Source organism: Chroococcidiopsis thermalis PCC 7203 (genome assembly GCF_000317125.1).
Taxonomy (GTDB): domain Bacteria; phylum Cyanobacteriota; class Cyanobacteriia; order Cyanobacteriales; family Chroococcidiopsidaceae; genus Chroococcidiopsis; species Chroococcidiopsis thermalis.
Genome location: NC_019695.1, coordinates 4,353,188 through 4,375,571, shown reverse-complemented (window position 1 = coordinate 4,375,571; position 22,384 = coordinate 4,353,188). Strand labels below are relative to the sequence as shown.

Here is a 22,384-nt window from a genome sequence, read left to right as displayed (position 1 = left end):
AGTGACTCCTACTGTTGAGGTGCAGTACACTCTCGGCAATCTACCCGAAGGACTGCCCTCTGGAACAGGGATATATGCCAGCATCTCAGGCGCACTGCCGGAGCAGATCGCTGCACTCCCCGGTATTAGTCCTGAAACTTTGGACTTGAGCGCAGACTACTTCCAATTTATTTAGTTCATACCCCTGTTTTGTCACTTTGGGAGCTAATTCCTGAAAGGCTTTTAGTGCAATACTATTTAACTTTTTGGTTAGAAAGTTGGGTTGCTGGCGCGAAAATAAAGCTTCTAACCTTGAGCCGATCGCGGTTACAGGGAGTGAGCTTCGATTTTTGCCTTCCGAGTGACATAATAGGGTTAAACCTTGGGACTAATTTTCCATCCACCTCTACTTAGATCATCGTCAGAAGGCGCAGACGATCTACAACCAGAGCAACGCGATCGTTCTCTGAGCTGAGTGGAAGCCGAGCGTTGCGACTTGCAGCATTGAAGCTAAGGACGGAGGTAGCCTCAAAGGGGATTTGTTACGTTACTCGAATGGATCGAGTTGAGATAGCAGCGTTGATGAACCATTATTTTGCAACAGTGGCTCGTAGTCTAGAATCGATTGCAGCCCAGGAGATAGAACGTTTAGGGGCGAGCCAAGTCCGCCCCGACTTCGCTGGGGTACATTTTGTTGGGGATAAAGCAACGCTATACCGAGTCAATCTCTGGGCAAGGACAATTTTTCGGGTGCTAGTACCGCTCCGCGAATTTTACTGCCCTAATGCAGACATCCTCTACCGTGAGGTGCAAAAAATTTCCTGGGATAAATACCTGCAAAGCCATAACACCCTAGCAGTCAGCTGTACGGGTGGCAATCAAAAACTGAACCATACCCACTTTACTGCACTACAGGTGAAAAACGCTATTGTAGACCAACAGCGGCGTAAATTCGGTCAAAGATCCACGATCGCCCCCCAAAATCCGGATCTTCTGGTCAACGTTCACATCCAGCAACAGCGTTGTATTTTAAGCCTGGATAGTTCGGGGACGAGTCTGCATCGACGAGGTTATCACCCAGCAATGGGAGCAGCCCCGCTGAAAGAAACTTTAGCCGCAGCCCTGCTGGAAATTGCAGATTGGAATACCAGTCTTCCGTTTCTAGATCCTTTATGTGGATCGGGAACCCTGCCGATAGAAGCTGGATTAAAAGCCTTAAACATTGCGCCTGGTTTGTGGCGACAAAAATTTGGCTTTGAAAGCTTTCCTGATTTCGACCAAGAGCTATGGCAACAACTGCTGACGCAAGCCAAAAAGGAGCGATTGCAGCAACTAAAAGCACCGATTTGGGGGAGCGATCGCGACGCAGAGGTATTGACCCAGGCACGCAGTAATAGCGAACGATGTGGCTTGGAACATCAGCTCCAGTTTAGCCAAACTGAGTTAGCTCAGTTGGAAGCTCCAGCAGGATGTGGGACAATCGTTTGTAACCCACCTTATGGAGAGCGTTTAGGAGTTGCAAGAGAACTAGGCGCGCTCTACAAAATGCTAGGTGATATCTTCAAACAACGCTTTAAAGGTTGGACTGCCTTTATTTTGACAGGAAACAAAGAGTTGGCTAAACAAGTGGGGCTGAGAACCTCTGCTCGCTTTCGGGTTTATAATGGTGCGATCGCTTGTACTTTACTTAAGTACGAACTGTACTAAAGGAGTAAAGGGCTATCAATTAACATAGCAGGGAAACTCCCTTGAAAAAGAAAAATATGAAAATGATTGGAGAAACACGACCACTGGGTAGCCTTGCCACTCGACTTGCTAACTCGACAGTTTGCTGCAAGCGCCATAATTTGTTGGGCTGTTTCTAGTTAAGAAGCGCGGTCTGTACTGACGTTCGCTGCTTGAGAAAATTCATTGTTATTTGTATCCGCTCTTTTTTGTGCGCCATTGGCGCACAAATTTTCAATTGGCAACGATCTAGGGCTGCATAAACTACTCCGACCCGCTACGCTGAGGTCGGAGTAGTTTATGCAGAAGTTTCGGCTAAGGTATACGGCTGAATCAGAATTTCTGCGGGAATGCCTAACTCTTGATTCAAGCAACGAATCATTTCTAGGGTCAGGGGTTGTTTCCGCGCTAAAACTTCTAATACTCCCTCATAGCTTCCAAGACATTGTTCTAAATCTTTGCTAGAAAGTCCGCGTGATTCCATGTAGTACGCGATCGCCTCAATTGGATCGGGGCTGGAAATAGGATAATGAGTTTTTTCGTAGGCTTCAACTAACGTACTGAGAATATCCAATCGCTCTAATTCGGGAGTATTGGGTTGTGCGTCAAACAGCAACTCAATTTCTCTCAGTGCAGCTTGGTAATCTCGCTCGTTTTTAATCGGATGAATTTCCATGTTTTAGCTTAGCTAAATAGTTTTCGCGTCAACTTTGTCGTATTGGGCGTGAGTGCCGATAAAACGAATAAATACGATTTTAATGTCATACCGTACTGCTACAATCAAACGATAGGAATTACCTTTGATGTTAAAGATCGCTCGGTTATTTGCCACAATACTAACATTGCGATACAGTGCTTTTATATCTGCTGGACTCGACCAGATTGCTTGAGAAACTTCCGCATACCAAGTTTAAGAGGTTCTTCTGCATCTGGATGTTCCTCCCAGAAGCAACGGAGGGTATTGCGGGCAATAATACGCATATTTGATGTCGAAAAAGCGTGGGCTGTACGTAATAATTTTACTTGCTTCTCTTGAAGAATATATTTTTTTAATAGAGGTGGAAGTTTTAAGAAAAGCTCTTTTGTTTTTCCAGCTTTTATTTCTTATAATTAAAGAAAAACTGTTGAGATTTTCTATAGAACTCATGAGTTCTGAGACAGATAAACTGCTTGGCAGTCGAACGTGTAATTCTTCAACCATCTGTATAAAGCTAACAAAATCATTTGTATCGTCTGCTCTTTGGGCTAAATGGCTTAAGATTTGCTGTTCCAAAATGCTCAATCTTTCAGGCTGGTATTGATGAGCTAAAGTTTGCCTAAATATTTCAGATGTCAAAAGAGTTTTATAGTGAAGGAATTCAGCTACACTGCCGCTAAAGAAATTTTCAATACGACTGGCAACTAATTCGATTGCTGCGGGATTGCCTAAGTAGGGTTCGAGCAATTCTGACCATTTCTGCTCGTCAGTTAATCTTCTAGTTCGCAAAATTTCTCCAGCTGCTTTCACATTCAATCCTTCCAGCTTGAACGAATCACTTGGTCGTCCCGAACGTTGTAATTTCATTAAGTCTTTGAAAGGCTCTCTACAGATTAAAATAATGCAGCTAGAGTGCTTTGCTTCTATAATTCGACGGAAGAAAACGCCAGATTCCGAGTATTGCTCGCCATAGAGATTGAAGCTACTATTTCTATCTTTTCGCAACCAGGCTTCGGCACTATCTAGTACTATTAGACAACGACGCATGGAGAGTGTTTCTATTAAGAGAGTAGCTAGCTCTTGCGTGTTTTGAGGTAGATGTTGCTCTGGGATTGCTGGTAGAGCTAGATCGTCAAGCAGATTGACGAGTAAGCCTTTAAGTGTCGGACCATAGTGAACTGATTGCCAAATTAAACAATCGAACTGGGGCTGACGCTTTGTACTGATTTCTTCGATTAATTTTGCGGACATAGCACTTTTACCAATTCCTGGCGCTCCATAGATAACTAAGCAGCGGCAATTGGCGATCGCTTCCCTCAGTTGATTCAGTTCTACCTCGCGTCCAAAAAAAGTCTGCACGTTAGGAGGCTGTCCCCCAATCACGGGTATAGCAGAGGTATTAACAGGATTGGACTGACTGGGAGCGGATGACAAAAGGAAGCCTGCTACCATTCTTCGTTCTAAGATGCTCCGCAGCCGTTTCTTGGTAATTTTTTCCCCATTCCCTAAAATTCCTGTCAGCAAAATCCACAACTTTTGCCCGACATCGCGCTGTAACCGATCGATTGTGGAGGAGTGAGTTTGGGCTATCTCCTTGTAGTGTTTGTCTTCCCAAGCCGCTTCTATAACGAGCTGTTCATCCTGGCTCAAGCGTCTACCTGCTTTGAGAAGCATTAGCTCGTCTATTGCTTCAATAGCTTCTTGACAATCAATCGTTCGCAACGTGCTTTACTTTACTTAATATTTGAGAGTGAAATTCCGACATTTTTGCATGATAGATTATATTGCAATTACTAAAGTACAAAAGCAAGTCAGTCCAGCGGTAAATTGGTTGGCGAGCATCTGTTTATAAGGCATGAAGAGAGGAAAATTTGATCTGCGATTGGGAGACAAATATCCAGCATCATCCTCTGCTTGACCTTCAACCGAACTTTTAAGCAATATGGATCGAGAATACGAACTAGTTTCGGCTTTCGCCGATCGCTTCATCCAAGGCGGAAGTTTTGCCACAATTGTCTCAGCCCGCGAACGAGCATCAAAGATATTAGATACTTCAGTTTTACCTGGAACGGCGCTCGCCAAGTTAGTCGATGAGTCAGTGGAGAGAGGGTTAGTCCGAGCTGCCAAAATTATTGCTACTGCCCAGCTAGATCCTCGTCAAGCATACGCTCGACTGGTAGACTTATACCAACGTCAGCCAACGCTCGGTACGCGCTCTAGTACCAGTATCGCTCAACAAGCATACAGCACTCCCGTTCCGATCGCGTATTTGGCGGCAATGCTAGCCCAAATGACTTCAGAAAAGACTGTCTACGAACCGACAGCTGGCAACGGCGCGCTTTTGCCCGCAGCCAATCCGACTCTTGCTTCGGTCAACGAACTCAACCGCGAACGAGCGGCTGACCTGCGGCAACAGGGATATACGGTGACTCAAGAAGATGCCGTGACTTACCTTCCCGCCCAACAGCACGATATCGTCATTGCCAATCCTCCTTTTAACTCGGTGATGGACGAGCGCGGACGAGTCAAGTTATTTAACTTAGGGCGCTACAGCACGACGCAAATCGACCACGCGATCGCCCTCAACGCGCTCAAGGCGATGAAACCAGAGGGGAGGGCAGTTCTGATTTTGAGGGGAAAGTTAGGGGCAGAGGCGGAGCGTTCCAACCGCTACAATTTGCGATCGAGTCGGGCTTTTTACTTTACCTTGTACCAGGAGTACAATGTCATCCATCACTTTTCGATCTGGGGCGACCTCTACCACAGGCAGGGGGATGGTTTTCCCATCGATCTAATTGCGATCGCGGGTAAGGGCAAGTCGTCGCTACCTTTACCTGCTGCTGAAGGGGTGACAACGAGGCTACAAAGCAGACTGAATCAGTACCATAGCCCGTAGACCTTTCTGGAAATAGAGCAGTTTATTGGGCTTAGTTTGCATTAATGCAGATGCTAAATCTGTCCATGACTCCATTGCACCTACCCATAGCTGACCATATAAACCAACCCAAAAGGCACTATGTCGGCGGCACGTTCGCCGTAACTCATTTAACCGTCCCACATATTTTTGTACTCCCATGTGTCTGCTACGACGACCAGATAAAACAGCACAACTATAGGCAATGGCGATTCATAAAATTAGGGCAATTAAGCGTTCATTGGTAGTATGAGAAGCTTCTAGATTGTAGCCACCAGTTTTGCAGTCTTTAAACATTGCTTCTATACCGCTACGTTGTTTAAATGCTTGAAGTGCTGCTTTCAAACTGGAAAGGTTGGTGAGTAGATACCAACCGGATGGCTCGACTTTTCCTCGATATTTACGGGGATAATATCCAGCTAAATTAAACCGACTAAATCCCTGTTGTTTAGTCACTTGAATATCTTCTAAAAAGAACGAGACTCCTGGAACTATCCCTAGCATTACGAGCGCGTTGGTAAGATTGATTTTCAGAGGCGAATATATGTCCCTTTCTTTTGACGTAGGACAAACCCAATTTGCTTGGACTGTAGCCAGTTCGCCAATCTTACACTATGAAACTCTCTGTCACCTAACAACAAGACTTTGTATCCTTTAAACAACTGTAAGACTGGACGGATTAAGGCTTTTTGCTCACCCAGATTGCTACATCCTCTTTTCGATAACAATTGCCAATAAATCGGAATTGCTCGTCGGTCTTCTATGAGACTGATCGCAAAAACGTTTTGGTCACGCCACTGGGTACGGTCAATCGCTAATGTTAGTCGTTTCCCCTGTTTGAGTTTCCGGTCTTTTACCCATCGCTTCAGTAATGGAAACCAAAAGGCTTTAATACTCAATTGTGGTACGAATAAGAATCGTTGGATACTGCGACGACGGCTTTCAAATAGTATCGGCTGTGGAAAGATAGTCGCAAGCTTTTCTATTGTCACAGATTTATGAAATTGTAATAGCATTACCAAAATTTGTAACATTTTGTACTGCGTGGGAGTTAGCAGTTTTTGGAAACAGGTCTGGTAGAATTGAGGCAACATTTGTCTGATAGGTCGGCTTGACAATTTTTCGACCTATCTTTTTCTACCGCAAAACCGTAACGCTCCCACACACCAGTCCTTTCAACCTCCTTGTCACCCCTTCAGTGCGAGGAGTTCTTTCGAGAAAGCGGAGTTTACCGGAAAATAGATGCACTAGAGCTAAAATGACAGCAAATAGTGCCGATAACCAAACGATATGAGAATTTAGATGTTGCTGGCTCGGCAACTGCGAACAAAATTCTAGACATTTTTAGTTAAAGTCATTTTCTGACGATCTGAGATTGCAAATTACCTGCATTGCAAGTCATTTCTTTTTTCAGGCTGAGCTGGTTAGAACAATATTGCTTCTGCCAATAAGAATAATTTTGGCGATCGCCACAAGTCATCTAAAGCACTTGCAAAACTGCCTGATATCGCTTTTCAATATCTTGGCGATCCAACTCCTGAGAAACAGCTTGGTGGCTATCGTGCCGAATCATTTCGGCGTGGCGGCGTAGTGCCGCACGGTCTTTTTCATTTTGGGTATAACGCGCAATCGTAGCGATCGCTTCCAAAAGCCGAATCACTACTCCTACATCTGATTTCCCATATTGACGAATTTGGTTGAAAGCAGCATCGGTCAATCCGGCAAACGTGAACGGTTCGGCAATGACACGCAGGTTGTTATCGTCGTCGTAGCGGTAAGCAGAAGGAATCTCCCTTTGAGCTAAATGAGACAACCCAGCACTTAGTTGGTCGATACACTCAATCGCAGTTGTCGGATCGTTGATCCCAGGAGAAATGGCACGTAGGGCAATATCAACTAATTGATTCACGGGAAACTCGACATCCTGTTGTTCGGTGCGTTGTCTGCCAAACATAAAAGCATCGTTAATTCGATCGCTCAGTTTCCGATTGACCTTATCTCCTGGAAACACCATGACTAAATCGCTACCCTTGACCACAAACCTACCTGGTCGAGATTTTATTTGTAATAATAGTTGGCGATCGCAGGCAATTTGCATCAATTCTTCGTTATCAATTGCTTGGACATAACCGCTATTATTAGCTTTGACTGGATAAGCATCCCAATCGAAATTAGCTGGAATTGCATGTTCGTGCGGCTTGGGCAAACTCCGCCCTAACTTTTCGGGAAACAAGCGCTCGATCGCGCCGTGAAGATCGTTACTAGCGTCCATAATGATATGGGACACTTGAATGATTGTGGCGGCATGATGGATGAAATAAATCAGTACGCCAATACTGGCAAGTCCTAACAGCAACCCGACTGTAACTGACAATTGCGGTACAAAAGAGTCGTAATCATCGCCGTCACCGCGCACAGTCCGCAGTACCAGCAAGCTGTAGACGAACGTAGCAATAAATGTCCCTAAGACAACTTGATTGCCTCTATCTTGCATAAAGTTACGCAGCACGCGAGGACTGTAGTTAGACGCAGCCAGCTGAAGCGCCACGATGGTAATTGAGAAAGCAGTAGCCGCAACAGAAATCACCGAACCAGCTACAGATGAAAGTACCTCTCGCGCCCCGTTAGCACCACCCGCGTAGATCCAGCCCCATTTTTCCAACGGTCCGTAGAAACCAGCGCGATCGAGATTCAGCATTGTAAATGCCAGGGCGATCGCGATCGCTGCCATAATTGTGGGCAAGAACCAGTAGCTAGAGTGCAAGTTATCCCAAATTTTCCCAATTTTGACGTTTTTCATCTGTTATCGTCCGCTGCCAGATTTCGATCGCTGCCATTACCGTTTTTTGAGGCTTGGATTTGGGCTATTCGTTTAAGAGAACCGCTGATACTGCGTGGTTTTGGAACTTCGTTGCTGCCAGCGGGCCATCCTTCACGCTGACGAGTGCGATCGCCATCTGTCTCTTCGGTTTGGTCGTGGAATAAAATTTGGCGTGTCGGATAAGGCAAGTCAATGCCATTTTCTACATAAAGCTTTTGCTTAATCGCAGAAATTACCTTGTCTCGCGAATTGAGATCGTCTATTCGCCTTGGCGGTTTAATCCACCACCTGGCACGGATATTGACGCTACTTTGGGCTAATTCTAGTACCAAGACATCAGCAGTAGGATCTCGCAAAACATCATCCACGCTATAAATTGCTTCTAGCATCAACCGTTTTGCTTCATTCACATCGTCACCGTAACCGATGCCGACATCGTATTCGATGCGACGAGCATCAAATGCAGTGTTAACAGTGACCGAATTTGTAAATAGTTCGGAATTGGGAATCACAATTCGGCGACCGTCGTAGGTTCTAATTGTCGTAGCGCGTGTCTCGATATTTTCCACCGTGCCTTCAAAGTCTTTGAAAACAATTTGATCCTCAATTTTGAATGGTTCGGTCAACAGAATCAGAATCCCAGCTAGGAAGTTTTGCAAAATATCGCGGAAAGCGAAACCAATTGCTACACCACTAATACCGAGTAGCTGAACTAAATCTCCGGCTCTAAATGTGGGGACAACGATTGATAGTGCGACAAATAAGCCCAAGAGAATCACAGCTCCTTGAGCCAATCGCCCTAGTACCATACCTAAATTTCGTGCCTGCCGATGCCTGCGGGTAAGGCGTTTTACTAATAGCTTCAGCCAGCGAGCCACGAAGAAAAATATGAAAAAAACAATAACTGCCAATATAATATTTGGCAGCATGATAATAAAGCTGTCAATCTGTCCCCCAATTTTCTGCCATGCTGCTGTTATTGCTGCTTGAATATCCATAGTTGTTTATCCTAATGCTTAAAATGTAGATTAGTGTTGCGAATTTTCTTTTGGATTACTAAAGCTATTCTCGATCTGAAGTGGAGGAAATCCGACAACGTTATAAGTCGTCGTGGCAATTCTAATTCCAGCCACATCGAAAGCTTTGAGGATATCGCGGCTAACCGCATCTTTGAGATCGCGAATTCCATGTTCTCTGACGACAAAGCGGACAGTCATTTCTAGCCAATTATTAGTAATGCGATAGTAAACCTTGGGTGTCAAATCGTGAGAATGGAGAAAATAGCGATCGCGCATCACTTTTAAAGATTCTTGACTCATCTGATTAATATTTTCCGTGTGACGCTCAGCACATTCTAATAAAATTTGTTCGGCGCGATCGCGATCGGCTGTATAAGAAATCGGCACGCTAATTTCTTCCCAAAGATAGGGGAAATCTTGCGTGTAGTTGTAAACTGGTTGGTCAAAAATTTTGTCGTTGGTGATACTAACAACTCTGCCAGTAAATTGACGGCTTTTCACCCAACTTGGAGAAGTTGTATCTTGAAATGAAACTGGCTGTCCCATTTCCATGATTTTCGTGTGGATAAAACCTAGAGCAATGACATCGCCGCGCACCCCACCCATCGTAATCCGATCGCCAACGCTAAAAATATTGCTCCGCAAAATCACAAAGTAACCCGCGATCGCCGTAATCAGTTTTTGTAGGGCAAAGGCTACACCTGCTGTGACTAAACCGATAGCAGTAGCAAGTCGATTGGGGTTGTCAAACCAAATTTCCAGCAACCCTAAGATTAACAATACTGCTGTAACTAAATTTAATCCCTGCCCTGCCCAGAACCAAATCCGTCCGTTGTAGCGATCGCGAATTGATTCTCTAATAAAAGCATTCGCGACGCGACGCAGTAGCCAGAGGACAATCAGGAAGGCAAGCGTGAATAATACCTTTAGCCCGATTTCGGTATTGAAGCTAATCAATTTAAAAACTTGCTCCAACTGTTGCCTCCTGTTTCAGCTGCGATCGATAACGGATATTTCCAGCAGATGTATAGTCATAGTGTTCCACAAGTGCTTGAGGGGCTGAATAGCTCAAGTTTTAGGGTGCTTCTAAGACATTGACATCAATCAACGGTGTGACATTAAAACCTTGTTCTAATAAGCGCGTTTGGATCTGACGGGTGAGCGTATTGCGAATTTCCTCCCCTGATGCGGTGACTCCCGATCGCCGTTGGACGTAAACCACACCCAGCAGCGTATTCTGCCCTGGAACTTCCGAGCGAGTGAAACGGATATTAGCCTCAACCAAATTGGTAGTATTATTTGCTTCTACCACTTGCTGAATTTCAGCCGTAGCTCTTTGGGCGCGGGTAGAACGTTGAAATTCTGGTGGGTTGCTCAACTGCCAAGTTAATAATCCTACCAAAGCTGCCACAGTCACAGCCAGAGTAGCCGCAAACACCCATTGCTTACCCCGCCGATAGCGAGAACCTTTTGTGGACAAGCCAAAGACGCGAAACAACAGCGCCGCAGTCAAATTGATTCCTACCAGTTGCAGCAAGAGGACGAACAATCCACTCGCGACCATATCCCACCTGCCGATCGCCACAGCCATCCCCACGAGTCCGGCAGGCGGTGCAAGCGAAGCAGCGACGAGCATTCCTACTGATGCACCCGATACCAGGCTACTTCTTTGAGATTGTACGAGATTGAGCGCCCCAGCTGCGCCAGCTGCTAACGGTAGCAATACCGCCACTGAAGATTGTTCGCTCGTTTGCACCATTTGAGTTGTGGGAATCTCCTGTTGCAGAATCAGGCTGAGTGCTAGAGCAACTAAAATTGTCACGCCCAGGGCGCTAAAGTAACGGATGATGCTACGCTTGAGCAAAGTTAGATCGCCCCGTGCTGTGGCGATCGCCAAATTCATTGCTGGTCCCGCGAACGGTGCAATCAGCATCGCGGCAACCAGCAGATAATTCGTATTTGTATACAAGCCAATCCAAACCACTACACCCGCAGCCGCCGCATATCCTAGAAAGCCTTTCCACGAACCGACGCTTTGCAGACCAGCCAAAAAGATTTCAATTGGGCTGCGAAGTTCTACATTTGTGACTTGCTGGGGTGCTTCTTCTGGTGGTGGCTGTAGTGCCATCACCCCCTGCGGGATCAGCGTGACGTGTAGTTGTGGTAAAGATTGCAACTCTCCTAACAGTCCTTCAACTTTGCTGTTGGAGATGTGGGCGATCGCTAAGTCAATCGCGCCATCGCTCCCAGTCGCTTCAATTAGTGTTAAATTCGCTCCGTCAAAAGCTTTGGCAGTTGCCAACACTTGTTTGCCACAGCCACGCGGAACCTGTATTAGTAACTGACGCACGTTATCCTTTTATTTAGATGCGATCGCGTAAATGTCAAAACCGTTGTAGTACTTGAATCTATTATCGTTCAGAGAGTCATTGTTTGTGCTTGTGCTGACAACCCACTACCAAAGACAGCGACACCTGTGGCTATTGGTGCTAACAATGCTAGACTCAGCGAAAGTTGCCGCGAAAAAATACTATTCATAGTGCCGATCGCCTCAGTATGTTGTGTTTGAGTAATAAAGAGCGTTGCGCGATCGCTTTGGCGATTTAGCCATTTCCTAGTGAAAATCTTGACTAAATCGCTCATAAGACACGCAACGCCAGCATTTGTTGAAACAGGAGTTATGAACAACAGTTACTCGGTTTAACTGCCTCTTTTTTTGAAGTTAGATTTAAATAGTGGAAAAGTCGGGGAGATTTCAGCGAAATTCCGAAAAAAGGAGACAGGAGAAGTATTGTCGCTGCTGTAGGAGCATTTGCAGCTATTACAGGTTTTACTAGCTCCGTGTTCAGTTCGTTCACGGATGAGTCACCAAATTTACTGTTCCGATTGCTGACGAGATAGCGCCTGAATCTCTTGACGCAAAGCTGTAATTTCGGCGTGTAGTGCGGCGATAGATTTAGCCCCGGCGATTTCTGCCTCGTCATCATCGGCATCGCGACCGATAAAAAATGTGGCGATCGCGGCTGTCAAGTAACCAAATACGGCAAAAGCATACAGCGCCAGGAAAAAGCAAAGCACTCGCCCTTCAGGAGTCTGGGGCCAGTATTCCGAACCCATCGTAGTCATGAGCATTGCCGTCCACCAGAGTGCCGAGCCGTAGTCATTTAGTCCCTCACCGTTGGGAATATTACTTTCAAACGCATACATCCCTGCTGCTCCGACTAGGGTAATTACCAACGTTGTTGCTACAACATATCCGAAACCGCGACGACCTAAACTAGCACCGATCGCCCGCATCCCCCGATTCGTGCGAGTAATGACACGTAGCAACCTAATACCACGAGCCGCTCTTGCAGTATTTAGCACCCGTAAAACGCGCACGAACCGGAACAGGCGCAATGCTGGTAGTGGTAGAGCAATAACTGTCAGCCAGTTGCGTCGAAGATAGGCAAGTTTATGTGGAGCTAGGGTAAATTCGAGAATGAAATCAAGAATAAAAATTATCCAAACAACTGTACCGATCGCTTGGAGTAACGGAGTCAAACCCCAAATTAACTCAACGACAAACAACGCCAACCACGCGAAGCCTAACAGCAGCATGGGTGTTTCCAGCCAGTCTTCTAGCTGTTGCAAAATCTCCTGTCGTTCTCGATTGAGTACGTGTTTCTCTGAGGATTTCATCTAGCAACTTTTGCTTTTTTGTTAGAGTTCATAACTTCTGTCCCTTTGTCATTGTTGTTGCAATTCAGTTGCGATCGCCTGCTGTATTTTAGGGAAAAAAGGTGCAAAACTCGTGGAATCAGTTAACCTGACAACACCGATCGATCCATTGCACTGGATAGCGCGCGCCTGCTTGCGATAAAAATTTATCGAGTTGTTGTATTGTCAGCGATTCTGGTATTGGGTAGCGTTCCTCAAGTTTCTTCAAATCGGTGTAGTGGCGAGTATACGATGCTAAATCTCCAGGATATGTCTGCTCGTTTACCCCAATAAATTGACCGCGAGTACGGGCGCGATTGAGAATAGATTGCCATTCTTCAATGGAAGCCTGACCGAGTGCTTTCAAACCATTCGAGAACAAAGTCATGTAAATTTCATCGTAGGGCTTGGCAGTATCTAAATAGTTATTGAGCCGCTCTGCCGACATGCGATCGTTAAATACCGTCCAAAATGGCACTAATCCCAGGCGTAACGCCAACCAAGGCTGAAGGTAAACGAACGATTCCACCAAGAGGCGATCGCTTGGTAGACCCCGTTCCTGATACCACCAGCGATATAAGTCAGCAACTAGCGGACTCAGATCTTGGGGAAAATCGAAAACAATCCGACGAACGCGAAAGCCGTGCTGACGGGCAAACTGCTCTACATCGTCGCGTAAAGCCCCTTCAAACCCCCACTCTGACTCTGGCAATCTACCATCTGGGGTAGGCGGTTCCCAATATCGGTGTTGAGATCCGTTCTGTTGCAGGAAGTCAGCGATCTGCTGGCTGTGCTGAAAATAATCATCTGGAGCTAATTTGCCTTTGCCACCAAATTGAAAGACATGGCGATCGCTAACTTGTGTGGACAACCAGCTATATTGGCACTCAAGTAAGAATAGCGTCGCCCCTGGCTCTAAATTCTGCTGGAGAAACTGCTGGAATTGCGTGCCGAGACGAGTGCGCTTCAGCCGAAAGTAAGTGACGCGAGGAACCTTTAAGCGATCTTGGTTCGGGTCGTGCATTTGGTACACGCACAAATCGGGATTCTTTGCTAGCAGTTGTTGGGCTGGTGCTTTAGCCCACTCTAGTTCCTGTTTTGGTTCGTCAGGATCGACAGGGTGTCGCAAAGAGATGAGGAGTGTTTGCGGCAACCAGGGGATACCAAGTGCGGCACACAGATGCACGGCAGCACCATTTGAAGAACCAATGACGGCACCAGGATAACGCCGTTGAGGATATTGGTTTACTACCCATTGGGACATGGTTTCTGCCCGCACGTCGTTTACAACGTTGGGCGAGGAGGCACTAAGCCAGCCCGACCGAGTAGACAGATTTTTCCCAAGTTCTTTAGGGAGATAGCTAACGGCATCTGTGATTGAAGCGGCAAGAGATGGTGCAAAGCCCCCCGATCGCAACTCTTTGCCATGCAAGAATTTAGCAGTTGCACGTAATGCCGTCGTTGCCGAATCAAGATCCGTAATATATTTGGGCTTGACTCCCAATGATGCCAGTTGATTAGTTATTGTTAAATAGGGTGAGGAAAATTGCATACGCCTTCCTTGTAACTTACTGGCTATTTTGTAATAACCCAATACGCTCGTTGCGCTAAGAACACTTGACTTCTCAATCGCGCAAAATTTACCTAGAAGTTGCTTGTTATTAGTAGTATCTAAGTAAATGTTCTCATTAACTATGTATAGAAGAGTGGGCTTAAAATTGAATCGCTCCTTAGATAGATGGATAATTAATTCTTTGAGGAGAAGAACGACAGCAACTCAGTAATTAATCTGAAAAGAATGACTCAGTAAATCGCAATCGATAGTTAAAATTCTGAGTTATATGAAGCAATTTATAGAGAGTCAAGAAAAAGAAGCCCTTTGTTTCTCTTGAAGTTCGTAATTAGGGCGAACGCAAGTTCATAAGTCCAAATTATTTTGACATCATGACATTTTTCAAACAGCTATCGCTGCAAATAAATTACGTTTTCAAGTCGCTATTTTTTCTCCAGTATATACCGCACGCATTTTTCTATTCTTTAAAACGCGATCGCCTCCAGCGCCAATATCTTCCCGATCCATCTGCCAATCCGGTTATCCAACCTGGAAAATTACTTCAGGCTCAAGCAATAGACCGAGGTGCATATTTCTATTTCAAGCAAGCTGAACTAGAAATTTCTTTTCTCACTGCCGATCTGGTACGAGTGAACTGGTTTCCCGATCTGCCACCGCTCCCCTATGCTGTTGTCGATCGCAACTGGGAGACTGTTGAAACAACCCTATCAGAAATAGGTAACGGTTGGGCGATCGCCAGTGATGCATTGAGCGTGACTGTTGGTATAGATGGCAGTCTCAAGTTCTGCGATCGCACGGGGCAAATCCTCAGAACAGAATTACCGCCCCAGCGACAAGGAGAAAAATGGGTGCATCAAGCACAATTGCGCTCGGAAGAACGCATTTATGGATTAGGAGAACGAGCATCATCTCTAAATTTACGCGCCGTCAAGGACGAGCTGCAAAAGCCTAAAACCTACCAGATGTGGAATCGAGATCCTGGGGGTAGGTATGCGCCAGGGACAGATCCAATATATATCTGCATTCCGGTTTATTTAGGATTGCACGATCGGGGCAGCTACCTGATTTTTTATGAAAACTCTTTTCGGGCTGAATTTACATTTGCAGACATGGCGATCGCCAACTTTGCTGGTGGGTCTCTGCGTTACTACATGACGATTGGCGAGCCATCTCAACTAAGCGATCGCTATACCCAGTTAACAGGACGTGCGCCGCTACCCCCGCGCTGGGCATTAGGCTATCACCAATCGCGTTGGGGATACCGCACAGAAGCAAACGTGCGCCAAGAAGTCAAGGCGTTTCAAACTTACAATTTACCCTTAAGCGCCGTTCATCTCGATATTGATTGTCAAGTCGGACATCGCGCTTTTACGATCGACCCCAAACGCTTTCCCAAAATCGACAGTTTCACTCAAGAACTGGCAGAGACAGGCGTGCGATTAATTGCCATTAACAACCCTGGTATTAAGTTCAGTCGTAAAAGTAATTTATTTTTAGAGGGACAAGTCCTAAATGGCTTTTGCACGTATCCTACCGGAGAACTAGCGATCGCCTCAGTCTGGGCGGGCGCGATGGCATTCCCCGACTTTACTAACCCCAAAGTGCGGGCGTGGTGGAGCCGTCAATATGCCTATTTGCTGGATGTAGGAGTCGCGGGATTTTGGCACGACATGAACGAACCTGCGGCATTCGTTTCCTGGGGCGATCCCTCCTTACCTCAAGTCGCACAACATTGTTTGGAAGGCAGGGGGGGCGATCATCGCGAAGCGCATAATGTCTACGGGTTACTAGAAGCTGAAGCTGCCTACGAAAGCATTCGTCAATATCGACCGCAACAACGCCCCTTCATCGTATCGCGATCGGGTTGGGCGGGATTACAGCGTTATGCGTGGACTTGGACGGGGGATACCATCTCGACATGGGAAGCATTGCGCCAGACAGTAGCAACAGTCGTCGGATTGGGATTATCAGGTATTCCCTATACTGGTCCTGATATTGGCGGTTTTCAAGGTAACCCCTCAGCCGAACTCTATGTGCGTTGGTTTCAGATGGCAACGTTTTTGATGTTTTGCCGAACCCACAGTTCCACTAGCGTTGCTCCGCGTACACCTTGGACTTATGGCGAACCTTATTTAAGTATCGTCCGTAGCTTCTTACAATTACGCTACCGATTGATGCCTTACTTTTATACCCTAGCGTGGGAAGTAACCCAAAAAGGATATCCACCCGTGCGTCCTTTATTCTGGTTCGATCGCCGCGATCGCTCGCTTTGGGATATAGAAGATGCGTTTTATTTGGGTGATGCGCTGCTTGTCTGTCCAGTTGTCCGAGAAAAAGAGCGATCGCGATCGCTTTACCTACCTCAAGGATATTGGTACAACTTCTGGAACGATACGGCGATCGAAGGAGGAAAGACAATCGAACTAGATTCCCCGCTCGAACAGATTCCTCTATTGGTAAAGGCAGGAAGTATTTTACCAATGGAAGAAGATCGGCAACTCATTCTTCACCTTTACCCACCCGTGAAGAGAGCAGAGGAGCAGAGGGGCAGAGGGGCAGAGGAGAATAGTTACCAACAACCACCAATTACCAATTACCAATTACCAATCCAAAATTCCTACACCCTCTACACTGACGCGGGAGATGGTTATGGAGAATCTCGGCGCGATCGCTTCACTCTGACTCAGTATGAAGACAGTTTAGAACTGACATGGGAGCAGCAGGGAAACTATGACTTCCCTTATCAAAGCGTACAATTGCACGTACATGGCGTGTCGTTGCAGCAAGCCTGGGTAGACGATCGCGAAACACCCGTACAGGGACAACAACTACAATGCCATTTCTTTCACAGAGTTCGATTTCGCTGCGATTGATGAACTTATTATCGTCGTGAAGTGGCGATCGCGGGTTCGTATTTCAAAGTCTCGCTGCACTTCTGGGCAATGTAGCTCAAAATCGCTCCGTAAATCACCTTTGAAGTAATGTCTGCAACGGTATAGATAACCTGTTGCGTCACTACACCCCAAGCTGACCTGGCGCTGCTTTAATCGCATCAGGCGGAAGGGGATTTTGAGCTTGAGCTAAGACTGGCACGGCTATGGCAACTAACACGAGCAACACCAACGCTAAAGAAATTAATTTTTTGAAAAAGCGCATTCTCGCTCTCCTGCTAATAATTCGAGGTTCATAAGTTCGAGAAAGACATAAGTAGGAAATAAATTGCGTGCTTCCATTAAAAACTAAAAAGGTGGAAAACTAGGGGAGAAAATAAAGTTATTTTTTCCACGAGATCTGCACTTTTTTCGAGCAGAATATATATGGGTATAAGCAAACCGAGTAAACATCTATCTAAAGGCTTAGCTCGAGTATGTTTCATTTGGCACAAATCAAAAATCTTCAATTGTCAATTGTAGGATGGTCTTTATGAGTCAAAAAAATAGCCCAAAAGAATATTCAGCATTAACAATACCTTTCTTAACAGCAGCAATTCTTGTCACTCCCATGCTTTCCGTCAGTGCGATTGAACTGCAAAATAGTACGTCTTCCAGCTCAAACAGTACATTGGCATCTATAATAGGAACTCAAATAGCTCAACAGTCGTATAGTTGTCACCAAGTCATTGCCCAAAGAGGTTTATACGTTCGAGAAAAGCCCACAGTTTATAGTAATGCAGTTGGGATCGTTGCCTACGGGCGTAACGTAGAAGTTGCAGGCGGGATTACAAATAACTGGGTTCCTATTTCTGCACCTTTAAAGGGATATGTTTATGCAGATTGGATCGGTCGCTGTCAAGCTAAAGCCCCACCACCCAGCAGTTGCCGTCGAGTCGTTGCCAATCGAGGAATTCCAGCTCGACAAGAACCTTCTAGTGACAGTAAAGTGGTCGGATATATCTCTAGTGGTCGGAGAGTCATACTCACAGGTAGAGGAGCAAATGGTTGGGTGCCAATTTCCATTCCTTTTAAGGGATATGTACCATCAGCTCAACTGGTTTACTGTCGGAATTTTCCTGGCTAGCTTGTTGGCGATCGCAGAGAATATCATGGCTATTAATCTACACGTAGGTAGGCAGGCTATTTAATTTAGAAGGAGATAACAAGGGCAAGAAAACTCAGCCTTTCACTCTAGGTACAAAAAGTTATCTCCTTACAGCTATTAAAACTAGCTCATGCTCTAACTTTCTTACTAGCGAGTAGTATCTCTCCGCTTCCTACCGCCTGCTAAACCTGCTAGACCAAATAGACCAATTAATCCCAACCATCCCCAGTCAAAACCGCCATCAGTATAAACCACTCTTGGCGCAACTGTGGTTGGAGGAACGGGAGTTACTGGTCTTGGCGCACAGGAATACAAAGTGAAAATTAAAACTACTGCACTCAAGATGAGGACACTAGCACTCACAATTTTAGGTAGTTTGAAACTCATCATAATTTAAGTGTTTTTTTGCTAAAAACCGATCGAATTCAGAGCTTTGATGCTGAAAGTCTTATCTGGATTTTTGAAGCTCTCAACATCAAGTAAAAATGCTATCAACGATAACCCGTGCGATCGCTTTGGTTGGGATCTCTATATGCAGTAGGTTCGCGATCGCCAATACCATTCATTGAATCGGGATCTCTATATGCAGTAGGTTCGCGATCTTCAATCCGATTTCCTAAGCGAGCGTCTCGTTCTATCACGGGTTCTCGGCGCTTGTTCTTACCCCCTAGACCAGCCAGACCAAATAAACCAATCAATCCCAGCCAGCCCCAATCAAAACCATCATCATCATCTTCATAAATGTCTTCACGCTCGACTTCAGGTGCAATAATCTGGGCGTTAGCAGGTAGATTTAGCGGTAGAATTGTGGCACTTACTGCAATTGCACTGATGCCAATAATTTTAGAAAAACTAGAAAGTCGCATCGTTCATCTTCTCCTTATGTATCTACTTTTTTATTAATTTATATACTTACCAATCTAAAATAGATCGTTCTTTGGCTATAAAGATAGTTTTGCAATCTCGTTCTAAAGAAATAGATTTGTATCAATCTTTATTTCGCAAATCTTTATAACAATATTTCAAAGAAAAAGCTCATTTAAAGAAAACTTATTATCTACTTTTTTCCATCGAATAGACATGGTGAGTCCCTGTTTCAACTTTCAACTTATTATTTACTTTAAGCTGTTTAAAGTTTAGAGTTTATGTAACAATATTCAGGTAGATTCGCGGGCTTGTGTCAGTGTGAACAGAGTGATTTCAGGTGGGCAGTTGATTCTGATTGGTATGATGCTGAAACCAATCCCTCGGTTCACGTAAAGCTGGTTTCCTGGCTTTCCATATCCATCGATCCAGCCGTCTGCATGAACCCGATCTTGCTTACTAAAAGTCAGCCAAGACCATTCTGGAGTAAATGGTAAGCGAATTTGTCCGCCGTGGGTGTGTCCTGCTACAGCCACAGGTGCAGTGTTGGCGGGAAATAGGGCAAAAGATTCGGGATGATGCATCATCACAACCCTGGGCGCTGAGTCCGGCACTTCAGCCAGTGGTGCTGCTGGTTTGTCCCGATTAGCCCAATGCGATCCTACACCTACTAAATACATGCGATCGCTTTTAGCTGACGATTGGCTTTGACCTTGAGACGGTACGAGTTCTACAGCCTCATTTTTCAGCACTTGCACGCCTGCCGCTTCCAGAGATTCAGCTAATTTAGCGGCTAAAGTCACATTTGGAGGAGCATCTTTTGCTTTCATGCCATAATCGTGATTGCCCAATACGGCGTAGGTAGGAATACCAGAGGCAGGCAGCGGACGAACAAGCTCGATCGCCCTACTAATTTCTTCGTTAGGGTTCTCGCCAGGAGAGTAAATAAAGTCGCCAATAATCAACGCGATCGCGGGTCGTTCTTTAACTATTTGCCGAACAATGCGATGAATAGTAGGAGTGTTGTCCAACCACATGCCCACCTGCCAATCACCAATAACCGCAACTTTTTGCCCTGACCAAGCAGCAGGTAAATTGGGAATTATTGCAACTTGTGGTTCTACGTCAATTAGGTATGGTTCGAGCAAACCCCAAATCAGAATTGCACTAACTAAACCTAATAAACTTAATAAAACGTACTTAATTCTTTTCATAGTTTGCTGGCAAATCTTAATATTTTATCTCTATGCATAAGATGTAAACATTACTTTGTTTATCTCCTTTTAGGCAAACGTCACTAGTACGAACAAATATTTAATAAGTATTAATTGAAGCTATACCGTAGGTAATATTTTGATTAAAACCAATATGCCTACCGTACACGCGATATTTGTAAACTCTGGCATTGGTTCGCGGTGCAGTATACACGTCGTCCATTGCAATTCGCAAAGTGGTGCGCGGGGGAATCGGTCGTTCAAAATTAATTCTAATTCCCCCACCTATTTGAGACACGTCTGTATTAATGACGCGCTCGTATCGATCTGTAACGAGAATATTACCTTTAGTAAGCTCGACAACATTGGACATCGGAAGAATTTCTAGGTAGGACAAAGGCTGGTAAGCTCCAGTATTCAAAGTAATGTAATGAGTGTTACCTACTGCCCTGCTGCTGAGAATTTGAGGATAGCTAAACTGAACAGACCGAATTTGTTGTGCTTCCACAGGTGGAGCTGTTGCAGAGACGATCGCCAGACTCAATAACCCAATTGAATATTTCATAAAAATTTTCCTCCATACCAATAACTTTCTACTTGGCATTTAACCTTATGCCAATGGGAGCAGGGCAGATTTTGCTCTAACTTTATTTCTCAGTCCAACATACCCCTGTCGCTGAGATAATTACTGAACTGTAATCCGAGCTAAACCGTAAGGGATTTGTAAAGAGTCATGCGATCTATCCAAACTCCTCAACATCAACTTTGAGCCAAATTCAATTGGTTATAGTTAGAAGATAGACAGAGATAGTGGAAAACTCGTGGAGAAAGTACGAACTCTACCTTAAGAGCGATCGCGATAAAATTACTAAGAGCGCAATTAAAGAAATTGAGCCAAAAGGCTAACGATAATGTCTTACATTCCAATCGTGACAGCCGGAGTATTTTTATTGCTTTTGCTGTTAGAAAGAATCGACCCCCTGCGCCAAGCTAAAAACTGGTGGATAGGACGCTTAGCCATCAACTTCTGCGTGACTGCCCTAGCCTTTGGCGTAAATGCAACTATGGTGCAACCTGCTGCCTCATTCATGTTGCAGTGGACGCAGCATCAGACTTTTGGACTAATTCATCTTGTGGAACTACCTGTATGGGTGCAAGGGGCGATCGCTTTTTTACTGATGGATTTAACTTTCTACTATTGGCATCGCGCTACCCATAGATTTCCCTTGCTGTGGCGGTTTCACAACGTCCACCATATCGATCCAGATTTGGATGTTTCCACGGGATTTCGCTTTCACTTTATCGAAATTGCTTTCTCTACTGGATTTCGGGTGCTTCAAGTTGCTTTGATTGGAGTATCTGCTGGAGTTTATGCGATCTACGAGTTGGTCTTCCAAGTTAATACACTCTTTCACCACAGCAATGTTAAGTTACCCCTATGGTTGGAACGCTGGCTGAACTTGGTATTAGTGACACCGCGAATGCACGGCATCCATCACTCTCAGGTACAGCAGGAAACCAACTCTAACTATTCTGTTGTTTTTCCTTGGTGGGATAGATTGCATCGCACCTTGCGCTTGAACATACCACACTCAGAAATTACCATTGGTATTCCCGCTTATTCTGACTCCCAGGACAACAAAATACAGCATCTCTTCCTGATGCCCTTCCAGCAGCAGCGCGACTACTGGCACAGTGCAGATGGAACCACTGTAGAGCGTAATCCAGCCGTTTTGGGAGAAGATATGACTCGGATGGTGGATAACGAGGATATATCCGTGCAACAGCGCGATCGCGCTTGTAAATTACAGCTAAAATCCCAAAGGTAGAACGGAAACAAT

Annotated in this window: 24 protein-coding genes; 6 read left to right on the top strand and 18 right to left on the bottom strand. The window is 45.3% G+C overall.

Features of this window, described 5'->3' with window-relative positions; translation table 11 throughout:
• Nucleotide 1 precedes the first annotated feature (1 nt).
• On the top strand, nucleotides 2-175 hold the full coding sequence (locus CHRO_RS32575) for a hypothetical protein (RefSeq protein ID WP_158631915.1): 174 nt from the start codon (nucleotides 2-4) through the stop codon (nucleotides 173-175).
• Nucleotides 176-561: 386 nt separating this feature from the next.
• Entirely contained in the window at nucleotides 562-1,686 is a 1,125-nt protein-coding gene (locus CHRO_RS18895; RefSeq protein ID WP_041463297.1) for a THUMP domain-containing class I SAM-dependent RNA methyltransferase, read from the top strand.
• A gap of 316 nt (nucleotides 1,687-2,002) precedes the next feature.
• Here the strand turns inward: CHRO_RS18895 and CHRO_RS18890 are convergent, their stop codons facing one another.
• The 3 genes from CHRO_RS18890 to CHRO_RS33485 all read right to left on the bottom strand — a co-directional run bounded on the left by CHRO_RS18890 (nucleotide 2,003) and on the right by CHRO_RS33485 (nucleotide 4,123).
• On the bottom strand, nucleotides 2,003-2,380 hold the full coding sequence (locus CHRO_RS18890; protein ID WP_015155831.1) for a helix-turn-helix domain-containing protein: 378 nt from the start codon (nucleotides 2,378-2,380) through the stop codon (nucleotides 2,003-2,005).
• A gap of 12 nt (nucleotides 2,381-2,392) precedes the next feature.
• Nucleotides 2,393-2,536 (bottom strand): type II toxin-antitoxin system HigB family toxin, encoded by a 144-nt coding sequence (locus tag CHRO_RS30700; RefSeq protein ID WP_342669358.1) that lies wholly within the window; start codon nucleotides 2,534-2,536, stop codon nucleotides 2,393-2,395.
• 78 nt (nucleotides 2,537-2,614) lie between these two features.
• The gene (locus CHRO_RS33485) at nucleotides 2,615-4,123 is read right to left on the bottom strand and encodes an ATP-binding protein (RefSeq protein ID WP_041462537.1); all 1,509 of its coding nucleotides are present in this window, start codon (nucleotides 4,121-4,123) and stop codon (nucleotides 2,615-2,617) included.
• Nucleotides 4,124-4,343: 220 nt separating this feature from the next.
• On the opposite strand from CHRO_RS33485, the gene CHRO_RS18880 reads away from it, so the two are divergent.
• Nucleotides 4,344-5,297 carry a DNA methyltransferase family protein gene (locus tag CHRO_RS18880; RefSeq protein ID WP_015155829.1) on the top strand — a complete coding sequence of 318 codons (954 nt, stop codon included), beginning with the start codon at nucleotides 4,344-4,346 and terminating at the stop codon, nucleotides 5,295-5,297.
• Nucleotides 5,298-5,528: 231 nt separating this feature from the next.
• Here CHRO_RS18880 and CHRO_RS33480 read toward each other — a convergent pair whose 3' ends face one another.
• The 9 genes from CHRO_RS33480 to CHRO_RS18835 all read right to left on the bottom strand — a co-directional run bounded on the left by CHRO_RS33480 (nucleotide 5,529) and on the right by CHRO_RS18835 (nucleotide 14,406).
• Nucleotides 5,529-5,819, bottom strand: a complete 291-nt coding sequence (locus CHRO_RS33480) for a hypothetical protein (RefSeq protein WP_084739167.1) — start codon at nucleotides 5,817-5,819, stop codon at nucleotides 5,529-5,531.
• A gap of 26 nt (nucleotides 5,820-5,845) precedes the next feature.
• The gene (locus CHRO_RS33475) at nucleotides 5,846-6,307 is read right to left on the bottom strand and encodes a hypothetical protein (protein WP_219335961.1); all 462 of its coding nucleotides are present in this window, start codon (nucleotides 6,305-6,307) and stop codon (nucleotides 5,846-5,848) included.
• A gap of 488 nt (nucleotides 6,308-6,795) precedes the next feature.
• Nucleotides 6,796-8,115 (bottom strand): DUF2254 domain-containing protein, encoded by a 1,320-nt coding sequence (locus CHRO_RS18865; RefSeq protein ID WP_015155827.1) that lies wholly within the window; start codon nucleotides 8,113-8,115, stop codon nucleotides 6,796-6,798.
• Nucleotides 8,112-9,134: a mechanosensitive ion channel family protein gene (locus CHRO_RS18860; RefSeq protein WP_015155826.1), complete on the bottom strand. Its 1,023-nt coding sequence runs from the start codon at nucleotides 9,132-9,134 to the stop codon at nucleotides 8,112-8,114. The genes CHRO_RS18865 and CHRO_RS18860 overlap by 4 nt, the downstream gene beginning before the upstream one ends.
• A 30-nt stretch (nucleotides 9,135-9,164) precedes the next feature.
• The gene (locus tag CHRO_RS18855) at nucleotides 9,165-10,130 is read right to left on the bottom strand and encodes a mechanosensitive ion channel family protein (RefSeq protein WP_015155825.1); all 966 of its coding nucleotides are present in this window, start codon (nucleotides 10,128-10,130) and stop codon (nucleotides 9,165-9,167) included.
• A gap of 100 nt (nucleotides 10,131-10,230) precedes the next feature.
• Nucleotides 10,231-11,505, bottom strand: a complete 1,275-nt coding sequence (locus CHRO_RS18850) for a DUF389 domain-containing protein (protein WP_015155824.1) — start codon at nucleotides 11,503-11,505, stop codon at nucleotides 10,231-10,233.
• A 68-nt stretch (nucleotides 11,506-11,573) separates the two neighbouring features.
• Nucleotides 11,574-11,798, bottom strand: coding sequence for a hypothetical protein (locus CHRO_RS18845; RefSeq protein ID WP_015155823.1), 225 nt, complete (start codon nucleotides 11,796-11,798; stop codon nucleotides 11,574-11,576).
• A 231-nt stretch (nucleotides 11,799-12,029) separates the two neighbouring features.
• On the bottom strand, nucleotides 12,030-12,836 hold the full coding sequence (locus CHRO_RS18840) for an ion transporter (RefSeq protein WP_015155822.1): 807 nt from the start codon (nucleotides 12,834-12,836) through the stop codon (nucleotides 12,030-12,032).
• A 118-nt stretch (nucleotides 12,837-12,954) separates the two neighbouring features.
• Entirely contained in the window at nucleotides 12,955-14,406 is a 1,452-nt protein-coding gene (locus CHRO_RS18835) for a hypothetical protein (protein ID WP_015155821.1), read from the bottom strand.
• A gap of 392 nt (nucleotides 14,407-14,798) precedes the next feature.
• Here CHRO_RS18835 and CHRO_RS18830 point away from each other — a divergent pair, with 392 nt between their 5' ends.
• Nucleotides 14,799-17,300 (top strand): glycoside hydrolase family 31 protein, encoded by a 2,502-nt coding sequence (locus tag CHRO_RS18830; RefSeq protein WP_015155820.1) that lies wholly within the window; start codon nucleotides 14,799-14,801, stop codon nucleotides 17,298-17,300.
• Nucleotides 17,301-17,308: 8 nt separating this feature from the next.
• Here the strand turns inward: CHRO_RS18830 and CHRO_RS34470 are convergent, their stop codons facing one another.
• A complete protein-coding gene (locus CHRO_RS34470; RefSeq protein WP_281168587.1) occupies nucleotides 17,309-17,443 on the bottom strand; it encodes a hypothetical protein in 135 nt (44 codons plus the stop codon).
• The gene (locus tag CHRO_RS32565; RefSeq protein WP_015155819.1) at nucleotides 17,443-17,583 is read right to left on the bottom strand and encodes a hypothetical protein; all 141 of its coding nucleotides are present in this window, start codon (nucleotides 17,581-17,583) and stop codon (nucleotides 17,443-17,445) included. The genes CHRO_RS34470 and CHRO_RS32565 overlap by 1 nt, the downstream gene beginning before the upstream one ends.
• Nucleotides 17,584-17,850: 267 nt before the next feature.
• Here CHRO_RS32565 and CHRO_RS18825 point away from each other — a divergent pair, with 267 nt between their 5' ends.
• Nucleotides 17,851-18,444, top strand: a complete 594-nt coding sequence (locus CHRO_RS18825) for an SH3 domain-containing protein (protein WP_015155817.1) — start codon at nucleotides 17,851-17,853, stop codon at nucleotides 18,442-18,444.
• Between the two features lie 168 nt (nucleotides 18,445-18,612).
• On the opposite strand, the gene CHRO_RS18820 is transcribed toward CHRO_RS18825, so the two are convergent.
• The 4 genes from CHRO_RS18820 to CHRO_RS18805 form a co-directional block, all read right to left on the bottom strand.
• On the bottom strand, nucleotides 18,613-18,855 hold the full coding sequence (locus CHRO_RS18820; RefSeq protein WP_015155816.1) for a WGxxGxxG family protein: 243 nt from the start codon (nucleotides 18,853-18,855) through the stop codon (nucleotides 18,613-18,615).
• A gap of 101 nt (nucleotides 18,856-18,956) precedes the next feature.
• Nucleotides 18,957-19,331: a WGxxGxxG family protein gene (locus CHRO_RS30690; protein ID WP_015155815.1), complete on the bottom strand. Its 375-nt coding sequence runs from the start codon at nucleotides 19,329-19,331 to the stop codon at nucleotides 18,957-18,959.
• Nucleotides 19,332-19,622: 291 nt separating this feature from the next.
• Nucleotides 19,623-20,543: a metallophosphoesterase gene (locus CHRO_RS18810; RefSeq protein ID WP_015155814.1), complete on the bottom strand. Its 921-nt coding sequence runs from the start codon at nucleotides 20,541-20,543 to the stop codon at nucleotides 19,623-19,625.
• 100 nt (nucleotides 20,544-20,643) lie between these two features.
• Nucleotides 20,644-21,108, bottom strand: a complete 465-nt coding sequence (locus CHRO_RS18805; RefSeq protein ID WP_015155813.1) for a hypothetical protein — start codon at nucleotides 21,106-21,108, stop codon at nucleotides 20,644-20,646.
• A 346-nt stretch (nucleotides 21,109-21,454) separates the two neighbouring features.
• Here CHRO_RS18805 and CHRO_RS18800 point away from each other — a divergent pair, with 346 nt between their 5' ends.
• Nucleotides 21,455-22,372, top strand: a complete 918-nt coding sequence (locus tag CHRO_RS18800; protein WP_015155812.1) for a sterol desaturase family protein — start codon at nucleotides 21,455-21,457, stop codon at nucleotides 22,370-22,372.
• The last annotated feature ends 12 nt before the right edge of the window (nucleotides 22,373-22,384 follow it).

Bases quoted from the DNA above. Each gene is read 5' to 3' on its own strand.
- CHRO_RS18895 (WP_041463297.1), top strand. From the start codon at position 562: ATGAACCATTATTTTGCAACAGTGGCTCGTAGTCTAGAATCGATTGCA.
- CHRO_RS18890 (WP_015155831.1), bottom strand. From the start codon at position 2,380: ATGGAAATTCATCCGATTAAAAACGAGCGAGATTACCAAGCTGCACTG.
- CHRO_RS18880 (WP_015155829.1), top strand. From the start codon at position 4,344: ATGGATCGAGAATACGAACTAGTTTCGGCTTTCGCCGATCGCTTCATC.
- CHRO_RS33480 (WP_084739167.1), bottom strand. From the start codon at position 5,819: ATGCTAGGGATAGTTCCAGGAGTCTCGTTCTTTTTAGAAGATATTCAA.
- CHRO_RS18865 (WP_015155827.1), bottom strand. From the start codon at position 8,115: ATGAAAAACGTCAAAATTGGGAAAATTTGGGATAACTTGCACTCTAGC.
- CHRO_RS18860 (WP_015155826.1), bottom strand. From the start codon at position 9,134: ATGGATATTCAAGCAGCAATAACAGCAGCATGGCAGAAAATTGGGGGA.
- CHRO_RS18845 (WP_015155823.1), bottom strand. From the start codon at position 11,798: ATGAGCGATTTAGTCAAGATTTTCACTAGGAAATGGCTAAATCGCCAA.
- CHRO_RS18840 (WP_015155822.1), bottom strand. From the start codon at position 12,836: ATGAAATCCTCAGAGAAACACGTACTCAATCGAGAACGACAGGAGATT.
- CHRO_RS18835 (WP_015155821.1), bottom strand. From the start codon at position 14,406: ATGCAATTTTCCTCACCCTATTTAACAATAACTAATCAACTGGCATCA.
- CHRO_RS18830 (WP_015155820.1), top strand. From the start codon at position 14,799: ATGACATTTTTCAAACAGCTATCGCTGCAAATAAATTACGTTTTCAAG.
- CHRO_RS32565 (WP_015155819.1), bottom strand. From the start codon at position 17,583: ATGCGCTTTTTCAAAAAATTAATTTCTTTAGCGTTGGTGTTGCTCGTG.
- CHRO_RS18825 (WP_015155817.1), top strand. From the start codon at position 17,851: ATGAGTCAAAAAAATAGCCCAAAAGAATATTCAGCATTAACAATACCT.
- CHRO_RS18820 (WP_015155816.1), bottom strand. From the start codon at position 18,855: ATGATGAGTTTCAAACTACCTAAAATTGTGAGTGCTAGTGTCCTCATC.
- CHRO_RS30690 (WP_015155815.1), bottom strand. From the start codon at position 19,331: ATGCGACTTTCTAGTTTTTCTAAAATTATTGGCATCAGTGCAATTGCA.
- CHRO_RS18810 (WP_015155814.1), bottom strand. From the start codon at position 20,543: ATGAAAAGAATTAAGTACGTTTTATTAAGTTTATTAGGTTTAGTTAGT.
- CHRO_RS18805 (WP_015155813.1), bottom strand. From the start codon at position 21,108: ATGAAATATTCAATTGGGTTATTGAGTCTGGCGATCGTCTCTGCAACA.
- CHRO_RS18800 (WP_015155812.1), top strand. From the start codon at position 21,455: ATGTCTTACATTCCAATCGTGACAGCCGGAGTATTTTTATTGCTTTTG.